Genomic DNA, 18,904 nt, shown 5'->3' on the forward strand with positions numbered 1-18,904 from the left:
CGCTCGACTCGATCCCGCCGAACCCGTTAGGATTGCGACCACCCCGTTTCCAGGGCAACCCCTCTAACTTACTCCAACATCCGGTCGATGTCCAACCGAATTTTCGGCGTGACGCACGCGTCCCGACGAGGGAGATGATCAGAAGGAGGGTCCCGAGGCTCTGGCGATCTCCGCCAACCCCCTCGGGCCTGTGAACTCTATGTACGCCGCCGAGGTCCGTCAAATCGAAGAGCCTGCCCGGCCATGACGTGTTTCTCACCTGCTGGGTAGAGATCCGTTATGACGGACCAAAGAGTGTTGCCCAGGGCGCTCGTCGTGCTTCTCTGCGCCGCGGGGGCGGTGGTCACCCTGGGCGGGATCAGAGAGATCGGGTCGATCATCGGGCCGCTGTTGCTGGCCCTGGTCCTGGTCCTGGCGGTCTCCCCGGTCAGAACCTGGCTTCGCGATCGTGGCGCTCCCGGATGGACGCTGGTGGCGGCCCCTCTGGCGATCGTGCTGCTGGTGCTCCTGGGCATGGTGGCGATCCTGACCGTGGCGGTCGCGCAGATGGCGACCCTCGCGCCCACCTACGACGCGCAGTTCAACCAGCTCGTCGCGGAGGCGCAGCAGCAGGCGGCCAGGCTCGGCTTCGGCACCCAGCAGATGAACGAGGCGATCAACTCCTTCGACCCCGGCAAGATCTTCGCGCTCGCGCAGGGGTTCGTCTCGGGGCTGCTGGGCGTGTTCTCAGGTCTGATCCTCATCGTCGTCCTGGTCCTGGCCATGTGCCTGGACGCCCAGTCCTTCTCCAAGATCCTCGCCATGGGAGCGGCGCGCAGGCCTCTGCTCATCGAGGCGCTCAGCAACTTCGGTCACAAGACCCGCCGTTATCTCCTGGTCTCTACGGGGTTCGGACTGATCTGCTCCGCGCTGGACGTGGCCGCGCTCTGGATTCTCGGCGTGCCGCTCCCCCTCCTCTGGGGAGTACTGGCACTGATCACGAACTACATCCCCAACGTCGGTTTCGTCCTGGGGCTGATCCCGCCGGCCCTGCTCGCTCTCCTGGAGGGCGGGCCCAAAACCATGATCTTCGTGATCGTCGCCTACATACTGATCAACTTCGTGGTGCAGTCGCTGATCCAGCCGAAGTTCCTCGGTGACGCGGTCGGCCTGTCCACTACGGTGACCTTCCTCTCGCTCATCCTGTGGACGTTCCTGCTCGGCCCGCTGGGCGCGCTGCTGGCCATCCCGCTCAGCCTGCTGGCCCGGGCGCTGCTCATCGACAGCGATCCCGACGGCGACTGGGCCGCCGCCCTCGTGTCCGGGAACGTCCCCGGCGACGAGCGGCCCGGCACGGGGAAGAAACCGGACGGGGACCAGGGCAAGGCCCCTTCCCCCGTACCCTGAGGCCATGTACCGCGAGTGGGCTCCGGACTCCCGCGTCGCCGGGCGGGTGGCCTGCGTGTGGAGCAGCGAGGCGATCTCCGCGACGACGCAGCTGGTCGTGCCCGACGGTTGCGTGGACCTGGTCTGGGGGCCGGGGGGAGCGCTCGTCGCGGGGCCCGACACGGGTCCGAAACCCGTCCGGATGGCGCCGGGTGACCGCTACGCGGGGATCCGGTTCAGGCCCGGCGCGGCGGGCGAGCTGTTCGGCGTGCCGCTCGACAGCCTGCGCGACCTGCGGGTGCCGCTGTCCGACCTGGGACCGTTCACGGAACTGTCCGACCCGGAGCCGCTCACCGCGCTACCCGAGCCCGAGTCGTTCCTCGACGTCGTACAGCGGGCGCTGGCCGTACGGCTGCGCGCGGCTCCGGGACCCGACCCGGCCGCGCCCGTGATCGCCGAGGCGCTGCGGGCGGGGCGGAGCGTGAGGGAGGTGGCCTGGAATCTGGGGGTCGGCGAGCGACAGCTCCTGCGCCGGACCCTGCGCTCTTTCGGGTACGGCCCGAAGGTGCTGCAGCGGGTGGTCAGGTTCCAGCGGGCACTGCGGCTGGCCAGGCGCGGTGTCACGGCGGCCGAGGTCGCCGTGGTCAGCGGGTACGCAGACCAGGCGCACATGGCGAACGAGGTACGGCGGCTGGCGGGGGTGCCTCTGAGCCGGTTGCTCGATCAACCCGGTAACCCCTGAGCCGGTCGCTCGATCAATCCGGTGACCCCTGAGCCGGTTGGCTTCTCGACCGGCTCGGCGACGCCTGGGCCGGTTGGTCGCTCTGTCAGCTCGGCGGCCTGAGCCGGTTCAGCTCGGCGGGCCCGAGCCGGTTGCTCGATCGGCCCGGTGACCCCTGAGCCGACTGCTCGAACGCCCGGCTAGCCCGGCTACTCGATCGCCCGGTGGCACGACCGCCTGGCGGAAGCCGCGCGGGGCGTCGTGCCGGGGTCAGGCGGGTTCCAGCGCGACCGCTCCGCCGCTCACCCGGCTCCGGCCGTCGGGGGAGGCGATCGAGACCTTCAGCGTGCTGGGCCGTCCCATGTCCACCCCCTGGATGACCGTGAACTCCGAGGAGCCGTTCCCGAGAACCCGCAGGTAGCCGCCGAAGGCAGCGGCGGCGGCCCCGGTGGCGGGGTCCTCGACGACGCCCCCGACCGGGAACGGGTTGCGGGCGTGGAACCGCTCGTCGCTCTCCCGCCAGAACAGGTTCACCGTCGTCCAGCCCTCGCGGGTCATCAGCGCCTTCAGCCGCTCGTAGTCGTAGTCGAGGCGGGCCAGGCGTTCGCGCGAGGAGGCCGCGACCACGAGGTGCTCCACGCCGCCGAACGCGACGTGCGGGGGGAAGGCCGGGTCGAGCTCGTCGCGGGACCAGCCGAGGGCGGCAAGGGCCTCCGCCAGCGCGTCCTCCGCGACGGGCCGGGAGCGCGTGGGGACGCTGGTGAGCGTGGCGCGGAGCGCGTCGTCGGCGATCTCGGTGTCGACGGTGATCTCGCCCGCGCCGGTGTCGAACGTGAGGCGCCCGGTCCCGAGGCGTTCGGCCAGCACCACCGAGGTGGCGATCGTGGCGTGCCCGCAGAACGCCACCTCCGCCGAAGGGGCGAAGTATCGAACCCGGAAGGCGCGCCGCTCGTCGTCTCGCGCGGTCACGAACGCCGTCTCGGAGTATCCGACCTCGGCGGCGACGGCCAGCATCTCCGCGTCGGAGAGCCCGGCCGCGTCGAGGACGATCCCGGCGGGGTTTCCCCCCTCGGGATCGTGGGTGAAGGCGGTGTAACGCAGGATGTCCACGGTGCTCGTCACAGGACCGGAATGTACCAGCCCCTCCCGGGCCCCGCCCGTGCCCCGCGACGCCCCGTCACCCGGGGTGACCGGCCCCGTGGCCGGTGACGGGTGACGGGGCCGACGGGAACGACCGGCGTGTTCAGGCGGACGCGGGAACGGGTGTCGAGGGAGGTGGTCCCCCGGGAGAGGCGGCGGGCTCGGGTGGGACGCGGCGGCTCCACGGCATGGCGAGCGCCAGGATCGGCAGCAGCACGACGGAGGCCTGCGACCAGACGACGTGGAGACTTCGCCAGGTGGCGGAGTCGAACTGGGTCATGTAGAGGTAGCCGTACCCCGCCCAGAGGGAGACGCCGATGATGGCGGGCCACGCGAAGCGGGTGGGACGGGCGATCAGGAACGGCATGAACCACAGGAGGTACTGCGCGCCGAGCCTGGGGGTGGTGACCATGAAGGCGAGCAGCAGCGCCGTGGTGAGGTCGATCGGGTCGGCGCGGCGCCACAGGAAGGCCGTCACCAGCATGGTGACGTAGATCAGGCGGGTGCCGAAGGTGGCGATCGCCTGGTTCAGGTCGTTGACGCCGTGCATCAGGACGGCGCTGTAGCCCCACTGGCCGACGATCGGGCGGACGTCCTGGATCACCCGGATGACCTCGGGGATCTGGCTCAGCGAGGTGCCGGCGAAGATCGGCAGGGTGACCAGGAAGAAGACCGGCGCGATGCCGGTGGCCACGAACGCCACGGCTCGGGCTCGGAAGGTGGGCAGCAGCAGGAGCAGGCCGGGGATGAGCCAGATCGGCCAGCTCTTGGCGCACAGCGCCAGTCCCATCAGCAGTCCCGCGAACAGGGCGCGGCGCAGGGACTGCCGGTCGCCCTCGCGCGGGGTGAGCGCCCCGCGGAGCACCCCCTCGGGACCGAAGGCGTGCCGTACGGCGCCGGCGAGGCCGTGGAGGGCGACGCTCTGCCGTGCCAGCGCGATCGGGTCGGTGGTCATGCCCGGCCGGTGCGGGTCGCCGGGACCTCGTGCCACGACGAACGCGGCGACACCGAAGACCAGTGCGACCGGCTCGACCTGGCCGTGGACGGAGGCGACGAGGATGGCGAGCGGGTTGCAGGCGTACTGGAAGGCGCGCAGCGACGCGTCGCGTCCTCCGGCGAGCTTGCCGACCAGCGGGATCAGCACGATGTCCGCGACCACGGTGACCAGGCGCCCGCCGATCTCCCAGGGGATGCCCAGCCAGAGCAGGAGGCCGTAGACGTAGGGGATGGTCGGCAGGAAGTGCCAGCCTCCCGAGCTGCCCAGGACGGGGTCTTCACGGTTCAGGACCGCCTCGCCGGCGGGCTTGAAGCTGTTGATGAAGTCGACCGGTTGCCAGGTGTCCACCGCCGAGGTGGCCATGATGAGCACCCGGAAGGCGATTCCGACCCCGAGGATGACCAGCAGCGAGGGCCTCCAGCCCTTCCACTGCGCGACCAGGGCGAGCACGACACCGAGAACGAGGACGAACCCCGTGAGAATTGCGTAGTCCATGACGGCCCCTAGCCTGCCGGACCCGGCGACCAACCAGCCACCCGGATCTCCAAACCGAGACCACTCTGCCAGTTTTCCCGGCCTCCGGAATCCGGGCCGTCACGGCGGGTGACCGTCTCGCGTACTCCCCGGACACCCGCGGGCGCGGGAAGGGGTGACCTCGCCGCCGGAAGTCCGTCTCCCCCGGCGGCGAGGGGCTCTCAGCCCAGGCCGTCGAGGTAGGCCCGGTGGCTGCGGGAGAACTCGAAGGCGTTGTACCTGTCCCAGTTGATCGACCAGGTCATCAGGCCGCGGAGGTTCGGGTAGACCCCTCTCGGCCGGTACGACCCGCAGTTGGTCCCCTTGGCCAGGCAGTCGAAGGCCTTCTGGACCTCCGGGACCGTGGTGAAACCGTTACCCGCGAACGGGGCCGCGGGCAGGCCGATGGCGACCTGGTCCTGGCGCAGGGCGGGGAAGACGTTGTTCGGGTTGCCCGCGATGGGGAAGCCGGCGAGCAGCATGTCGGTCATGGCGACGTGGAAGTCGTGGCCGCCCATGGTGTGGTACTGGTTGTCCAGCCCCATGATCGGCCCGGAGTTGTAGTCCTGGACGTGCAGCAGGGTGAGGTCGTTGCGCATCGCGTGGATGACGGGGAGGTACGAGGCGGCCCGCCGGTCGGCGGAGCCGTTGGGGCCGGGGCCGTAGAACTGGTAGCCCAGCTGGACGAAGAACGTCTCGGGGGCCATGGTCAGCACGAACCTGCTGCCGTACCTGGCCTTGAGGGTCCTGAGCGCGGAGATCAGGTTGACGATGACCGGGGTGGTGGGGGCGGCCAGGTTGGTGTCGCCGTTGTCGAGATAGAGGGAGTGGCCCTCGAAGTCGATGTCCAGCCCGTCGAGGCCGTACTTGTCGATGATGGCGCCCACCGACTGGACGAACTTGTCGCGCGCGGCGGTGGTGCTCAGCTGGACCTGGCCGTTCTGGCCGCCGATCGAGATCAGCACCTTCTTGCCGAGGGCCTGCTTGGCCCGGATCCCGGCGATGAACTCGGCCTCGGACTCGACGTTGGGGCACTCGGCGACCGGGCACTGGGTGAAGCGGATGTCCCCGGAGGTCACCGAGGTGGGCTCGCCGAAGGACAGGTTGATGACGTTCCACTCGTTGGGCACGTCCGCCATCCGGATGTAGCCGGAGCCGTTGGCGAAGGAGGCGTGCAGGTAGCCGACCAGCACCCGCTTGGGCAGGTTGCCGGGGGGCGTGCCGGTGACGGTCGCGGAGACCGCGCCGGACCGCGCCGACTCACCGGCGGAGTTGGAGGCGCTCACCTGGTAGCCGTGCGTCCCCGCGCCCGGGGTGTCGGTGTAGGTGGTCCCGGTGGGGGTGCCCACCCTCGTCCCGTTGCGGTAGACGCTGTAGCCGGTCGCGCCCGAGGAGGCGTTCCACCTCAGCGCGACGCTCGTGCCGCTCACGGTGGCGGCCAGCCCCGACGGCACGGCCGGGAGCTGCGGCTGCCCGGTGCCGACGGTGACCGAGACCGCGCCGGACCTCGCCGACTCGCCCGCCGCGTTCGTCGCGCTCACCTGGTACGAGTGGGTGCCGGTGCCGGGGTTCTCGGAGAAGGTGGTCCCGGTGGCGGTGCCGACCCTGGTGCCGTTGCGGTAGACGTTGTAGCCGGTCGCGCCCGGGGAGGCGCCCCAGCTCAGCGAGGCGGTGGTGGCGTTCCCGGTGCCGGTGAGGCCGGTGGGCGCCGCGGGGGGCTGTCCCTGCCCCGGCGCTCCGTCGAGGACGACGTCGTCGGCCTGGTAGGCGCCCTGGCCGTACCAGCTGTTGACGTAGATCGTCACCGAGGTGGTCGAGGCGCCGGTGGTGAACGAGGTCGACAGCTGGGCGTAGGACGACGGCGAGGACGTCCACGTGCTGGGGTCGGTCCCGCCGGTTCCGGTCGCGCCGAGGAAGACGTAGCCGCCCCTGACCCAGGCCGACAGGGTGTAGGCCGAGGACGGCCTGACGCTGACCGTCTGCTGGCACCGGGCGGTGTCGCTCCCGGCCGGGGTGGCCTGCAGGGCCCTGGTGCCGCTGCGTACCGGGGAGGACACCGCGGTGGCCCCGGAGGACGCCGTGCAGGTCCAGCCGGTCAGCCCGCTCTCGAAGCCGGGGTTGACCGCGATGTTGGCGGCGTGGGCGGGTGACGCGGCGAGCATCGTCCCGCCCAGCGCCAGTGCGGCGATCGCCGCGAGTTTCCTGAACCTCATCCGGTGAACCCCTTGAAGATGTTGGTGAACTCCCAGGCCGACTGGGAGATGCCGCTGCAGGTCGGTGAGACCTGGCCGGTCGGGCAGCCGCCGTTGTCGCGGGCGCTGGACCAGAAGCCGATGAAACCGACGTGGTTGGTGTTGGCCCAGGCGAGCAGCTTGCGGGCGTCGGCCTGGGTGGTGGTCATCCCGGTGTCGTTCCTGCCGATCATCGGGGTGAGGCCCAGCAGCTTCTTGAGCTGGGCGTCGGTCTTGGCGGGCCAGACGGTCCTCATCTGGGCCAGGGTCGCCTGCGCTGCGGCGATCATGGCGTCGCCCCAGTTGCCGGTGTAGCCGAAGTTCATCAGCATCGGGTTGACCATGACGTTGAGGCCCCTGGCGGCGGCGTCCTGGAGGATCGACAGCGAGAACGGGTCGACGCCGTAGTCCTGGCCCTGGATGCGCAGGGTGTAGCTGATCACGGTGCCGCGTTCGGCCTGGAGCTGCTTGAGGGCGGTGTTGACCTTGGCGGCGTCGATCGAGGCCTCGACGTCGACGTCGAGGTGGTTGGTGCCGACCGTGTCGAGGACCTTCTTGTAGGCGGTGACCAGCGCGGCGGAGGTGCCGCAGACGTGCTCCAGGTACGGTCCCATCGCGCCGCCGGTCGCCACGACGACCTGGCCGCCCTGGGCCTGGAGCGCCCTGACGTCGTTGACGATCCGGGAGTCGCCGATCGGGATGGTGCCGCCCCAGGCGGGGTTGCAGCCGCTGCTGTCGCCGAGGGCGAAGGCGAGGGTGTAGTTCTTCACCCCGGTCGCCGCCGCCGCGCTCACCAGGGAGGGCGTGGGCATCGTGATGTCGATGTAGGGGGCGTACCGGATCTCGCCGCCGGGGGGCGGGCCGGTGTCGCGGCTCGTACGGCCGCTGACGGAGGCGGTGTAGGCGGAGCAGTTGCCCGCGGCGTCGCAGGCCCGGACGCGGAAGCCGTAGGCCGTGTCGGGGTTCAGCCCGGTCGCGGTGTACCCGGTGCCGGAGCCCGTGGCGACCGCCGCGCCGTTGTCGCGGGAGACCTCGTAGCGGGCCACGCTTCCGGAGTTGTCGGTGGAGGCGGACCAGCCGAGGGTGAGCGAGGTGGCGGTCGGGCCGCCCACGGTGAGGTTGCCCGGTACGGTCGGCGGGGTCGTGTCGCCGGGGACACCGGTGCCGGGCGGGCCGTCGAGGACGACGTCGTCGGCCTGGTAGGCGCCCTGGCCGTACCAGCCGCTGGTGTGGATCGTCACGGTGGTGGTCGAGGCGCCGGTGGTGAAGGTGCGGGTCAGCTGGGTGTAGGCCGACGGGGACGCGGCCCACGTGCTGGTGTCGGTGGTGCCGGTGCCGCTCACCCCCAGGAAGACGTAGCCGCCGCGCACCCAGGCCGACAGCGAGTAGGACGAGGACGGCCTGACGCTCACCGTCTGCTGGCAGCGTGCCTGGTCAGAGCCCTGGGGGGTGGCCTGCAGGGCCCTGGTCCCGCCGTGTACGGGCGAGGAGACGGTCGTGGCGCCGGAGGAGGCGGAGCAGGTCCACCCGCTCAGCCCGTTCTCGAAGCCCGGGTTCGTCGCGATGTTGGCCGCGTGGGCCGGTGTCGCGGCGAGCAGCGTCCCGCCGAGCGCCAGGACGGCGGCCGCGGCGAGTTTCCTGAGGTGCATCCGATTTACCCCGCAGAGATCTTTAGGAGGGTGTCGTGGGGGTGCGGCCCGCGCCCCGGGCGGGGGCGGGCCGCACGGGTCGTGTCGGCCGTGCGGGTCGCCCCGCGTTCTCGTTTCGCGTTTTCGCGGTGGGCGGGCCCGCTCCGTGCCGGCTAGAAGCCGGCGGTGACGCGGGTGAAGTCCCAGTCGTTCTGGGCGATCCCGCTGCAGTTGGAGGTCACGCCGCCGCCGGGGCAGGGACGGTCGCGGTTGACCGCCCAGTAGGCGAAGCGGGTCAGGCCCCTGGCGTTGGCCCAGTCGCGGATCTGGGTCCAGGCCGCGACCGTGGTCAGCTCCTGCTGGTCGGACAGGCCGTTCATGCCGGAGATGCCCATCCGGGCGTACGCCTGCGCGTCGGTCCAGCCGTTGGCGGCCTTGAGGGCGTTCTTCAGTCCCTCGGAGGCGTTGACGGTGTCGTTGTAGATGTTGGAGCTGCCGAAGTCGAACGGCATGATCGTGTAGTTGTCGATCGGCACGGCCAGCGCCTTGGCCTGGTTGATCAGGCGGATGCCGGGGGCCGTCGGGCCGGTGGTGGAGGTGCCGAAGGTGACGGCGATCTTGACGTTCGGGTTGTTCTGCTTGACGATCTTCAGGCCGTTGAGGATGCGGTCCTGGACGGTGTAGTTCTCGAACTCGTCGGTGTTCTCGATGTCGAAGTCGACGACCGCGGGACCGACGGCGTTGATGACCTGCTGCACGGCTCCGGCGAAGGCGGCCGGGGTGGAGCAGTTCGGGCCGAGCTTGTTGCCGGACCAGCCGCCGAAGGAGATCTGCACGCTGCCGCCCGCGGCCTTGATCTGGTTGATCGCGGTCTGGTCGGCGCCGCCGGTCAGCGGCCGGTTGCCGTCCCAGGCGGGGTTGCAGCCGCCGCTGGACAGGATGAACGCCATGGTGAAGGACTTCACGCCGGTGGCGCTCATGACGGTCGCGGGGTTGGGCGGGTTGCCCCAGCCCATGTAGAGGTACGGGGCTCCGGGCATCTTGCCGCCCGGCTGCGGGTTGTTGCAGCCGGTGGTGGTGGCGCTCACCGCGCCGCTGGCGAGCGACTCGCCCTGGGCGTTGTACGCCTTGACGGTGTAGGTGTGCGAGGTGCAGGTGCCGAGCGAGCCGATGGTCGCGGTGGTGCCGGTGACCTGGGCGCGCTGCGTGGCCCCCTCGTAGACGCGGTAGCCGGTGACCGTGCCACTGGAGGCGCCCCACGACAGCGAGATCGAGGAGTTGGTGGTGCCGGTGACCGACGGGGTGCCGGGGGTGCCCGGCGTTCCGGGGGTGCTGCCACCGCTGCACGCCGTGCCGTTGAGGGTGCAGTTGGACGGGGTCGCGCTACCGGGACTGCCGTTGAAGCCGAAGCTCGTGCTCGCGCCGGGGGCCAGGGTGCCGTTCCAGCCGAGGTTGGTGAAGGTGAAGCGCTGCCCGCTCCGGCTCATCGACGCGTCCCAGAAGGACCCGATGTTCGCACCCGAGGGCAGATCGAAGGCGACCGACCAGCCGTTGATCGTCGTCGTACCACCGTTGGTGACCGTGTACTTGCCCTCGAACCCGGTCCCCCAGTTGGAGACCTTGGTGAAGACGGCGGTGTTGGGAGCCGCGAACGCGGGAGTCGCGACCAGTGACAGGCCGATTGACATGCCGAGCGCGGCCAGGACCGCGGTCAGCGTTCGTCGTAATCTCATGGCTCTTCCTCGGTTGGGGGGTGCGAGGTCCGGGGGGTGATGAGAGGTGCGGGGTGCCGGGAGGTGCGGGGGTGGGGCCTGCCCGGCCCGGGTGCCGTGAGTCGTGAGTCTTGCGGTGCCGGGCAGGTCCCGAGGTGCCGGGAGGCGTTAGGGCAGGGTCGCGAGGTGCGGCTTGACGGTCCTGGAGAAGTTCCAGTTGTTGCTGGCGTCCCAGTTGATGGACCAGGTCATCGCGCCCCGGATCCCGGGGTAGGCGCGCGGCGGCACGAAGCTGCCGCAGTTGGTCCTGGTGGCCAGGCAGGTCAGGGCCTGGTTCACCAGGGCGGGGGCGACGATCCCGCCACCGGCCGCGCCGGGTCCGGCGGGCAGGCCGAGCGCCACCTGGTCGGGGCGGAGGCCGTTCTCCAGCTGGATGCAGGCCAGCGCGGTCATGAAGTTGACCGAGCCCTGCGAGTAGGCGGCCATCTGGTCGCAGCCGAGCATGGAGCCGGAGTTGTAGAACTGGGTGTGGACGACGGTGAGGATGTCCTTGATGGCCAGCGCCAGCTTGAAGTACTCGCCGCCGGTGGACTGCATGTCGATGGTCTGCGGAGCCATCGTGATGATCAGGTTCGCCCCCGCCTTGGCGCGCAGCGAGCGGAGCGCCTGGCCCATGTAGGTGGAGTTGAGCCCGTTCTCCAGGTCGATGTCGACGCCGTCGAAGCCGTAGCTCTGCATCAGGGCGTAGACGGTGTCGGCGAACTTGGTCGCGGCGGCGGCGCTGGCCACCTGCACGCGGCCCGCCTCGCCGCCGACCGAGAGGATGACCTTCTTGCCACGGGAGTGGAGGGTCTGCACGTCGGCCCTGAACTGGGCGTCGGTGTAGCCGCCGAGGGAGGCCGACAGGCCCGGGTCGACGCCGAAGACGACCTCACCGGGGGTGGCGGTGGCCTCGCCGAAGGAGACCGCGACCAGGTCGTACTCGTTGGGCACCGCCGAGAGCCGCAGCTCGACGGCCGGGTTGTCGAAGTTGTGCCAGTAGCCGGTGAGGAAGTGCTTGGGCAGCGGGCCGCCGCCGGTGCAGCCGTTCGTGGTCGCGCCGGCCGGGTCGCTCTTCTGGCCCTCGCCCGAGGAGTTGTACGCCGCCACCGTGTAGGTGTGCGCCTCACAGGCGCCCAGCCCCGACACCGTCGCGCTCGTCCCGGTCACGGTCGCCCTGACCGTCGTCCCCTCGTACACCCGGTAGCCGGTCACCGTCCCCGACGACGCGCCCCATGACAGCGCCACGCTGTTCGTGCCGCCGGTCGCCGACAGCGCGCCCGGCTTGCCGGGGGCACCGCTGGTGCAGCCGGTGGTGGTGGCGCTCACCGCGCCGCTGGCCACCGACTCGCCCTGGGCGTTGTACGCCTTGACGGTGTACGTGTGCGCGGTGCAGGTGCCGAGCGAGCCGATCGTGGCGGTGGTGCCGGTGACCTGGGCTCGCTGCGTGGCGCCCTCGTAGACGCGGTAGCCGGTGACCGTGCCGCTGGAGGCGCCCCACGACAGGGAGATCGAGGAGTTGGTCGTGCCGGTGACGGTCGGATTCCCCGGGGCCCCCGGGGTGGCGGGGGTGGTGCCGCCTCCGCAGGCGGTGCCGTTGAGGGTGCAGTTCGACGGAGTCGCGCTACCGGGACTGCCGTTGAAGCCGAAACTCGTGCTCGCCCCCGGAGCCAGGCTGCCATTCCAGCCGAGGTTGGTGAAGGTGAACCGCTGCCCGCTACGGCTCATCGACGCGTCCCAGAAGGACCCGATGTTCGCCCCCGAGGGCAGATCGAAGGCGACCGACCAGCCGTTGATCGTCGTCGTACCACCGTTGGTGACCGTGTACTTGCCCTCGAACCCGGTACCCCAGTTGGAGACCTTGGTGAAGACGGCGGTGTTGGGAGCCGCGAACGCGGGAGTCGCGACCATCATCGCCATGACGAGGGCCGCCAGAGCGACGAGAGGACGAGCTATGGCGCGTAATTTCACGTTAACCTCATGCATTCCGTGGGGGTGACCGTACGACCCGCGCCACGCGGGGGGTGCGCGGGCGCGAACGTGGGCGCGGGCCGTACGGCGGGGTGGGCACGGCTCCGACCGGGGACCGTTCCGTTTGTCGGCGCGGGGCGCCGGGGACCGCCGGGTTCAGCGAGTCGTCACCGGGTCGCCGGCGTCCGGGCTTGGGTGCGGGCCTGGGGTTCGACCTGGGTGTCGGCCTGGGGGTCGGCCTGCTTCCGGGCTCGGGCCTGGGGCTGAGGCCGGGTCCGGCCTCGAAGCCGGGTTCGAGCCGGGGTTCGAGCCGGGGTTCGAGCGGGGGTTCGGGGCGCTGTCACGGGCTCTGGGCGCGGCCGGTCGGCGTGCGGTGCCGGTGGGATCCGGTGCCGGCGCTTCGGGGACGTGCGGCGCCCGCTCCCCGGGAGGATCAGGGGCTCGGCGGGGGCGTCCGTGGTCGCGCGCTCACTCGTGGTTCCCGGGCGCCGGTGCTCGTCCATGGCTCGCGTACCCCGGCCTGCGGCCTCGGGACGGGCGGGGACGGCGACGGCGGCGCCGACGGCGGTCAAGACGGTCGAGGCGGCCGTGCCGGGGGAGGGCGCGGCGGGGGCCGCGACGGCCTCGGGGGTCTCGGGGGTCCCGGGGGTCCCGGGGGTCCCGGGGCTCCCGGGGTTCTCGGGGGCGGGAACGGCCGTGACGCCGGAGGCGCGTGTGGGCAGGCCGGAGTGAGGGCTTGCAACCGCTGTCAGGACAAGTAAGGAAAAGGTGCGCCGCATGATCGCTCCCATGGACGTGGAACCTGGGGGGTGAGGCGTCCGGACGGTCGGACCTTCAGCAGCGACGGCTACCGCCGTCGAGTTTTCGCAGCTAGAAATCGGTCGGAGGGGAGGCACGGGCCACGGGCACCCCCTGTCGTCATTTCTTTTAGGAAAGTTTCCTAAGAGTTGTCGCGATCGTAGCCTTGACAGACCCCTGCCACAAGGCCCAAAAACGTCAGCCGTCGCCGCCGTGCCCGGGGGCGTTCCGGCGACCGCGCCCGGGAGCGCGGGGGAACGGCACGGTCACCCCTCGCCCAGGCCTCTCCATGGCGTCCGGAAAGCCCCGAAAGGGAGATAAGCACCTATAGGCGGTACGGTAATGACGCATCCGTAACGCCCCATGGAGTAACGCCGTGTTCTTTGGCATCACCGACATCTGGACCTACGTGGTCGGCGCCTTCTTCATCATCCTGCTGCCCGGCCCGAACTCGCTGTACGTGCTCAGCACCGCCGCCCAGCACGGGGTGCGGCAGGGCTACCGGGGGGCGATGGGGGTCTTCGTCGGCGACACCGTCCTGATGGTGCTGGCGGCCGCGGGAGCCGCCTCACTGCTGAAGTCGTCGCCGTTCCTCTTCAACGTCGTCAAGTACGCGGGCGCGGCCTACCTCGCGTGGATCGGGTTCCAGATGCTCCGGTCCGCCTGGCGCTCCTGGCGCTCCCCCGGCGTCGGGGGCGAGGGCGCGGAGGCGGCCCCGGCTCCGGAGCGGGCCGCGGAGAGCCCCTTCCGCAAGGCCCTGGTCGTCAGCCTGATGAACCCGAAGGCGATCCTGTTCTTCATCTCGTTCTTCATCCAGTTCGTGGACCCCGCCTACGGGACCCCCGCGCTGTCGTTCCTGATCCTGGGCGCGATCTGCCAGCTGTTCAGCGTGCTCTACCTGTCGGCGCTGATCTTCGGCGGCACGTTCCTCGCCGGGCAGTTCCGGGCCCGCCGCGGGCTGTCGACCGGGCTGCGGACGGGCGTGGGCGCGCTGTTCATCGGCTTCGGGGCGAGACTGGCCACCGCGACCCTGGGCTGACGCCGCCTATCGCCACACCTCCGGCCGGGCCTGCCGCCGCACCTCCGGCCGAACACCTCCGCCGTCCCCGGCACCGGCCACCGAGAAGCCCCGGAAAGACGCCGACCACCGCACGGCTCCGGACGACACCACCCGCCGCGAGCCCCGGACGACGCCTGCCACCGCTCGGCCCCGGATAGCGCCGGTTACCGCGACCGCTGGTTGACCTTGATCGCGACGCTGACGAGCGAGAGGAACAGCTCGGCGTCGGCCTTGCCCTCGATGGACATGGACACCCACCCGGCGTCGGCGCCCGGGGTGATCCGATGGCAGTCGGTGAGCACCCGCGCCCACCGGTCGATCACGGGTTTGGTGAGGAGCAGCTGGGCGGTGTGGTCTCCGGACATCCTGACGATCTCCCGGCCCTCGGCCCGGAAACCCAGCCCTTTCCTGGTCCGTTTCAGCGCCAGGTCCGGCCAGCGGACGAGCTGAGCCGCGACATTCTCGACACCTTCGGTGGAACGGCGAAACGCGTGCGTGCGCAGCACTGCCATGTCTCTCATGGTCGCGGACCGGACCCGATCAGGAAAGCTCCCGTTTCCCAACCGTTACCGGCATAACGATCCTTTGTGTGAACCGTAATGATCCGTACCGGTCTCAGCCGTTATTGCAGTGTTATTGAGTTGTTTTCACGAGAGCACGACACGAGGTCAGGTACGGTGAGTGACCGGTGAACATCCGGAGGCAACCCTTCCCGCAACCCCCTGCGACGGCCTGACATGCTCGTGTCATGCCGGGGTAGGCGTGAACGCCCAGCGTCTGCCACCGCACCAGCCCGTGGAGCGTCATGAGCCACCAGCCCATCGTCCTCCCCCGCCTCGCCGCTCTCGCCAGGCAGGCGGCACCGAAGCTGCTGGAGGGCGTCGTCGCCCCCCTCGCCGTGTTCTACGCCGCGCTCGCCCTCCTCGGCCTGAAGGGCGCGCTGATCGCGGCGGTCACCTGGGTGTACGCGGGGGTGGGGTGGCGGCTGGTCAGGCGGATCCCGGTGCCCGGCACGATGATCCTCGCCATCATCGCGATCACCGTACGGGCGCTGCTGGGGTTCTGGACCGGGAGCGCGGTGATCTACTTCCTCCAGCCGGAGCTCGGGACGATCTGCATCAGCATGGTCTTCCTCGCCTCGGTGCGGTTCAACCGCCCGCTGGTGCAGAAGCTCACCCTCGACTACATCCACCTGCCCTCGGCGGTGCTGAAACACGAGCGGGTCCGCCGGTTCTTCGCCCGCATCACCCTGCTGTGGGCCTTCGTGCTGCTGGCCAACTCCGCGGTGAGCATCTGGCTCCTGCTGCACGAGTCGATCGGCACCTACCTGCTGGTCCGCACCGTGGCCGTGGCCGCGATCAGCGGCCTCGCGGTGGCCTTCTCCCTGTACGCCTTCCGCCGGGTGCTGCGCCGCCTGCACTACGACCCCGTCGCCGTCCCGGCCATCGCCGCCCCGCCCGCCTGAGCGGGGACCCGGCTCCTCCGGCTTCTCCGTACGAGGGAAACCGCGGCGCGGTAGACGTACGAATGAGGGGGCAGGGAGGTCTCCATGGTCATCGCGAGTCAACCGAAACGCTGGGCCGGGTTGCCCGTATTCGCCGTCGCGCTCGTGCTGGTGGCGGTCGTGGGGTCGCTGGCGGCGGTCAACGCCGGTGGCGAGTACCTGTCGCTGGAGCGCCCGCCCTGGGCGCCGCCGCAGTGGCTGTTCGGCCCGGCCTGGACGGTCCTGTACGTCATGATCGCCCTGTCCGGCTGGCTCGCCTGGTCGGCACGCGGCCTGACACCGGCGCTCGGCGTCTACGCGGTCCAGCTCGTCCTCAACGCCGCCTGGACGCCGCTGTTCTTCGGCGCCGGGCAGTACGGCCTCGCCTTCGCGGAGATCGTCGTCCTCTGGCTCGCGATCGTCCTCACCATCGTCATGTTCCGGCGGATCAGCCGCCCGGCCGCCTGGCTGCTCGTCCCCTACCTGCTCTGGGTGACGTACGCGGCCTCGCTGAATCTCGCGATCTGGCAGCTCAACTGAGCCGTGTCTCCATCCTGAGGAGGAGGGACCCCCCGACCGAAGGAGGGGGTGGCTCAGGCCGTTCGAGTGATGTGACCGGGTCCGCCCGGTTCCTAGAGTCGGCGGGACGGACCCCCGGTGATCTCAGGGACGTGATCCGAGAACACCGGGGTCGGTCCCCGATGTCCTGAGGATCATCGGGCGTCAGCGTGCTGCGTGAACCATTCGCGACCCCCGGCTGGAGCCCCGACGTGACACAGGCCATCCTCGACGTCCTGCACGATGTGATGACATCTCCATGGATCTACCTGGCGCTGTTCGCGCTGGCGCTGCTCGACGGGTTCTTCCCGGTGGTCCCGGCGGAGACGTCCGTCATCACGGCCGGGGTGTTCGCCGCCGCCACCGGCGCGCCCGACCTGTTCCCGGTGATCGTGGTGGCCGCGCTGGGCGCGTTCGCGGGCGACCACATCTCGTACGCCATCGGACGGACCACCAACGACCGGCTGCGCAACGGCAGGCGCAGCCGCAAGGCGTTCGCCTGGGCGGAGCGGGCGCTGGCCGAGCGGGGCGGGCTCGTCCTCGTGGTGGCCCGCTACATCCCCGGCGGCCGGACCGCCTGCACCCTGACCATGGGCGCGGTCGCCTACCCCCGGCGCGCGTTCGCCCTCTTCGACGCCCTCGCCGCGGTGTCCTGGGCGGTCTACTCGGGGCTGATCGGCTACGTGGGCGGCGCGGCCTTCGAGAACGACCCGATCAAGGGGCTGTTGCTCGGCCTCGGCATCGCCCTCGCGGTCACCGTGGTGGTCGAGACCGTCCGCCATCTCCGCCGCCGCGGCCGCCGTACCGCGCCGGAGCTGGTCACCTCGGGTGACTGACGGCCGGACGGCGCGACCGCGTGACGCGGAAGCGGCCGGACACGAAGGCGTCGCCGGTGAGGGAGGCGTTCCCCGCCGGATTGAGCCCGCTGACGTGGTGGTCGCTGCAGGCGGCGGAGAGGTTGAGCGGCATCGGGCCGGTGAGGCCGGAGGTGAGCGCGGCGGGTGACTGGATGGCCGCCGGCACGGAGGCCGCCCGCCTGGGCACGGTGGAGATCCGCCGTACGGCCTCCGCCGGGGCCTCGCCGACCTCCTCGGCCGCTCGGCGTTCATGAGCGCCTCCGGACGCGTGCCGCTTGGCGTTCACGACCGCTCAGGACCCGTGCCGGACGTTCGGCGTTCACGAACGCCTCCGGACGCGTGCCGGACGCTCGGCGTGTGCCGGACGCTCGGGGTCACGAACGTCTCCAGATCAGGGTGTGCCATCGGCCGCCCTCGTCGGCGGCCAGGATCAGGCGGTCGCCGTCGGTGTTCAGCTCGCGGACCTGGACGGTGCCGGCGAAGGCCGGGTTGAGCGCCACCTCGACGTCGTGGGCGACGTAGCCGTCGCGGACCTCGTAGCGGCCCGCGTAGGCGAAGAAGGAGGTGAACGCCTCGGCCAGCGCCTCCGGGGGCGCCTGCCGCGGGCTGGTGCCGGGCAGCGGGGCGCGCCCGGCCCGCGCGATCGTCGCGCTCATGTGGCCGTCGGGGGTGTAGCAGAGCAGGCCCACCGCGTCCGTGCCGAAGGGGTGCGAGACCCGCCCCCCGGCACCGACGATCCGCCACTCGACCAGGCGCCAGGCGCCCACGAGATTCATGCCCGAGAAACTACGATAAGAGAAGCCAGCAGGTCAACAGCCCCGACGCGAATCTCGGGGAATTCCCTGCGAAGTCAGGGTGAACCCCTATGGCTCCGGCACCTCCCGGCGGGGGACGCTTCGACTGTTCACCGCGAGTCCCTCAACGGACGCCTCCACGAGGCGATCCGGTCATCTCGCCATGTCTTCATCTGCTTGGGAGGAGTGTGCATGACTGTGCTGGCGGCCGGCCTGGCGTTGCTGGGATCCCTGTTCTTCGCACTCGGCGCCGCGCTGCAGCAGTTCGAGGCGGCGGGCGCGTCCCGCGCCGGCCTCGCACATCTGGTCAGGCGCCCCCGATGGCTGCTCGGCGGCCTCGCCATCGCGGGCGGCACGGCCCTGCACATCCTCGCGCTGAAGTACGGTCCGCTCACCCTGGTGCAGCCGATGGGCGTGGCCAGCCTCCTGTTCGCCCTGCCGTGCGCCGCGGCCCTGCAACGCCGCAGGCCGCGGCCCGGCGAGCTCGCCTCGGCGGCGGTGATCGCCATCGGGCTGATCGGCCTGGTGCTGGTCGTGCCCGAGCACGGCGGGGAACCCCACCTCAGCACCGGGGAGGCGGTGACCCTGCTCGTGACGGCGGCCGGGGCCGCCCTGGCGCTGTGGGTCGTCGCGAAGCAGGCCGGTCCCGCGGCGCGGGCCTGCCTGCTCGCCGTGGGCGCGGGCGTGCTGTACGGCGCGACCGCCACGCTCACCCGCGTCCTGGTCGACGGTGACTGGGAGATCTGGTTCCTGTTCGCCGTCCCGATGCCCGCCGTGATCGCGCTGGCGCTGCTCCAGCGCGCCTACGCCGTCGGCCACTTCGGCGTGGCGTTCGCCGCGCTGCAGGTGGCCGATCCCCTCACCGCCGTCGCCTTCGGCGCCCTCCTGCTCGGCGAGCCGCTGCCGACCGGCGCGGCGAGCACGCTCACCGCGCTCGCGGCGGCCGCGCTCACCGCCGCCGGAACCGTGGCACTGGCCCGTACCACCCCGATGTCCCCCTCACCTGACGTGACAGCACGATGAACGGAGCACCGATG

Annotated in this window: 16 protein-coding genes; 7 read left to right on the forward strand and 9 right to left on the reverse strand. The window is 71.0% G+C overall.

All coding sequences use genetic code 11. The features are described from left to right. Positions 1 to 279 precede the first annotated feature (279 nt). A complete protein-coding gene (locus ABT053_RS39335) occupies positions 280 to 1,386 on the forward strand; it encodes an AI-2E family transporter (RefSeq protein ID WP_350976411.1) in 1,107 nt (368 codons plus the stop codon). A 4-nt stretch (positions 1,387 to 1,390) separates the two neighbouring features. After that, positions 1,391 to 2,107: a DUF6597 domain-containing transcriptional factor gene (locus ABT053_RS39340; protein ID WP_350976413.1), complete on the forward strand. Its 717-nt coding sequence runs from the start codon at positions 1,391 to 1,393 to the stop codon at positions 2,105 to 2,107. A 249-nt stretch (positions 2,108 to 2,356) separates the two neighbouring features. Here ABT053_RS39340 and ABT053_RS39345 read toward each other — a convergent pair whose 3' ends face one another. The 6 genes from ABT053_RS39345 to ABT053_RS39370 all read right to left on the reverse strand — a co-directional run bounded on the left by ABT053_RS39345 (position 2,357) and on the right by ABT053_RS39370 (position 12,332). Continuing rightward, entirely contained in the window at positions 2,357 to 3,208 is an 852-nt protein-coding gene (locus ABT053_RS39345; protein ID WP_350976416.1) for a PhzF family phenazine biosynthesis protein, read from the reverse strand. Between the two features lie 121 nt (positions 3,209 to 3,329). Then, positions 3,330 to 4,718: a putative hexosyltransferase gene (locus ABT053_RS39350; protein ID WP_350976417.1), complete on the reverse strand. Its 1,389-nt coding sequence runs from the start codon at positions 4,716 to 4,718 to the stop codon at positions 3,330 to 3,332. A gap of 200 nt (positions 4,719 to 4,918) precedes the next feature. After that, positions 4,919 to 6,949 carry a carbohydrate binding domain-containing protein gene (locus ABT053_RS39355; RefSeq protein ID WP_350976419.1) on the reverse strand — a complete coding sequence of 677 codons (2,031 nt, stop codon included), beginning with the start codon at positions 6,947 to 6,949 and terminating at the stop codon, positions 4,919 to 4,921. Beyond that, complete coding sequence (locus ABT053_RS39360; RefSeq protein ID WP_350976420.1) at positions 6,946 to 8,616, reverse strand: carbohydrate binding domain-containing protein; 1,671 nt, start codon at positions 8,614 to 8,616, stop codon at positions 6,946 to 6,948. The genes ABT053_RS39355 and ABT053_RS39360 overlap by 4 nt, the downstream gene beginning before the upstream one ends. Positions 8,617 to 8,768: 152 nt before the next feature. Beyond that, a complete protein-coding gene (locus ABT053_RS39365) occupies positions 8,769 to 10,328 on the reverse strand; it encodes a cellulose binding domain-containing protein (protein WP_350976422.1) in 1,560 nt (519 codons plus the stop codon). A gap of 147 nt (positions 10,329 to 10,475) precedes the next feature. After that, on the reverse strand, positions 10,476 to 12,332 hold the full coding sequence (locus tag ABT053_RS39370; RefSeq protein WP_350976424.1) for a cellulose binding domain-containing protein: 1,857 nt from the start codon (positions 12,330 to 12,332) through the stop codon (positions 10,476 to 10,478). Positions 12,333 to 13,491: 1,159 nt separating this feature from the next. Between ABT053_RS39370 and leuE the strand changes: the two genes are divergently transcribed. Continuing rightward, positions 13,492 to 14,154, forward strand: coding sequence for a leucine efflux protein LeuE (gene leuE / locus ABT053_RS39375; protein ID WP_350976425.1), 663 nt, complete (start codon positions 13,492 to 13,494; stop codon positions 14,152 to 14,154). A gap of 185 nt (positions 14,155 to 14,339) precedes the next feature. Here leuE and ABT053_RS39380 read toward each other — a convergent pair whose 3' ends face one another. Then, entirely contained in the window at positions 14,340 to 14,687 is a 348-nt protein-coding gene (locus ABT053_RS39380) for a luciferase domain-containing protein (protein WP_350976427.1), read from the reverse strand. A gap of 293 nt (positions 14,688 to 14,980) precedes the next feature. Here ABT053_RS39380 and ABT053_RS39385 point away from each other — a divergent pair, with 293 nt between their 5' ends. The 3 genes from ABT053_RS39385 (at position 14,981) to ABT053_RS39395 (ending at position 17,052) form a co-directional block, all read left to right on the forward strand. Further along, positions 14,981 to 15,640, forward strand: a complete 660-nt coding sequence (locus tag ABT053_RS39385; RefSeq protein ID WP_350976430.1) for a VC0807 family protein — start codon at positions 14,981 to 14,983, stop codon at positions 15,638 to 15,640. Positions 15,641 to 15,724: 84 nt separating this feature from the next. Then, positions 15,725 to 16,198, forward strand: coding sequence for a TspO/MBR family protein (locus ABT053_RS39390; protein ID WP_350976431.1), 474 nt, complete (start codon positions 15,725 to 15,727; stop codon positions 16,196 to 16,198). Between the two features lie 188 nt (positions 16,199 to 16,386). Next, positions 16,387 to 17,052 (forward strand): DedA family protein, encoded by a 666-nt coding sequence (locus tag ABT053_RS39395; RefSeq protein ID WP_350976433.1) that lies wholly within the window; start codon positions 16,387 to 16,389, stop codon positions 17,050 to 17,052. On the opposite strand, the gene ABT053_RS39400 is transcribed toward ABT053_RS39395, so the two are convergent. Beyond that, positions 17,036 to 17,359, reverse strand: a complete 324-nt coding sequence (locus tag ABT053_RS39400; protein WP_350976434.1) for a hypothetical protein — start codon at positions 17,357 to 17,359, stop codon at positions 17,036 to 17,038. The two genes, ABT053_RS39395 and ABT053_RS39400, sit on opposite strands and share 17 nt — an antisense overlap. Before the next feature lie 88 nt (positions 17,360 to 17,447). Further along, positions 17,448 to 17,849: a lipocalin-like domain-containing protein gene (locus ABT053_RS39405; protein WP_350976435.1), complete on the reverse strand. Its 402-nt coding sequence runs from the start codon at positions 17,847 to 17,849 to the stop codon at positions 17,448 to 17,450. Between the two features lie 210 nt (positions 17,850 to 18,059). Here ABT053_RS39405 and ABT053_RS39410 point away from each other — a divergent pair, with 210 nt between their 5' ends. After that, entirely contained in the window at positions 18,060 to 18,890 is an 831-nt protein-coding gene (locus ABT053_RS39410; RefSeq protein ID WP_350976437.1) for a DMT family transporter, read from the forward strand. Positions 18,891 to 18,904: the final 14 nt, after the last annotated feature.

The organism is Streptosporangium sp. NPDC002524 (assembly GCF_040295985.1).
In the GTDB taxonomy this organism is placed as follows: domain Bacteria; phylum Actinomycetota; class Actinomycetes; order Streptosporangiales; family Streptosporangiaceae; genus Streptosporangium.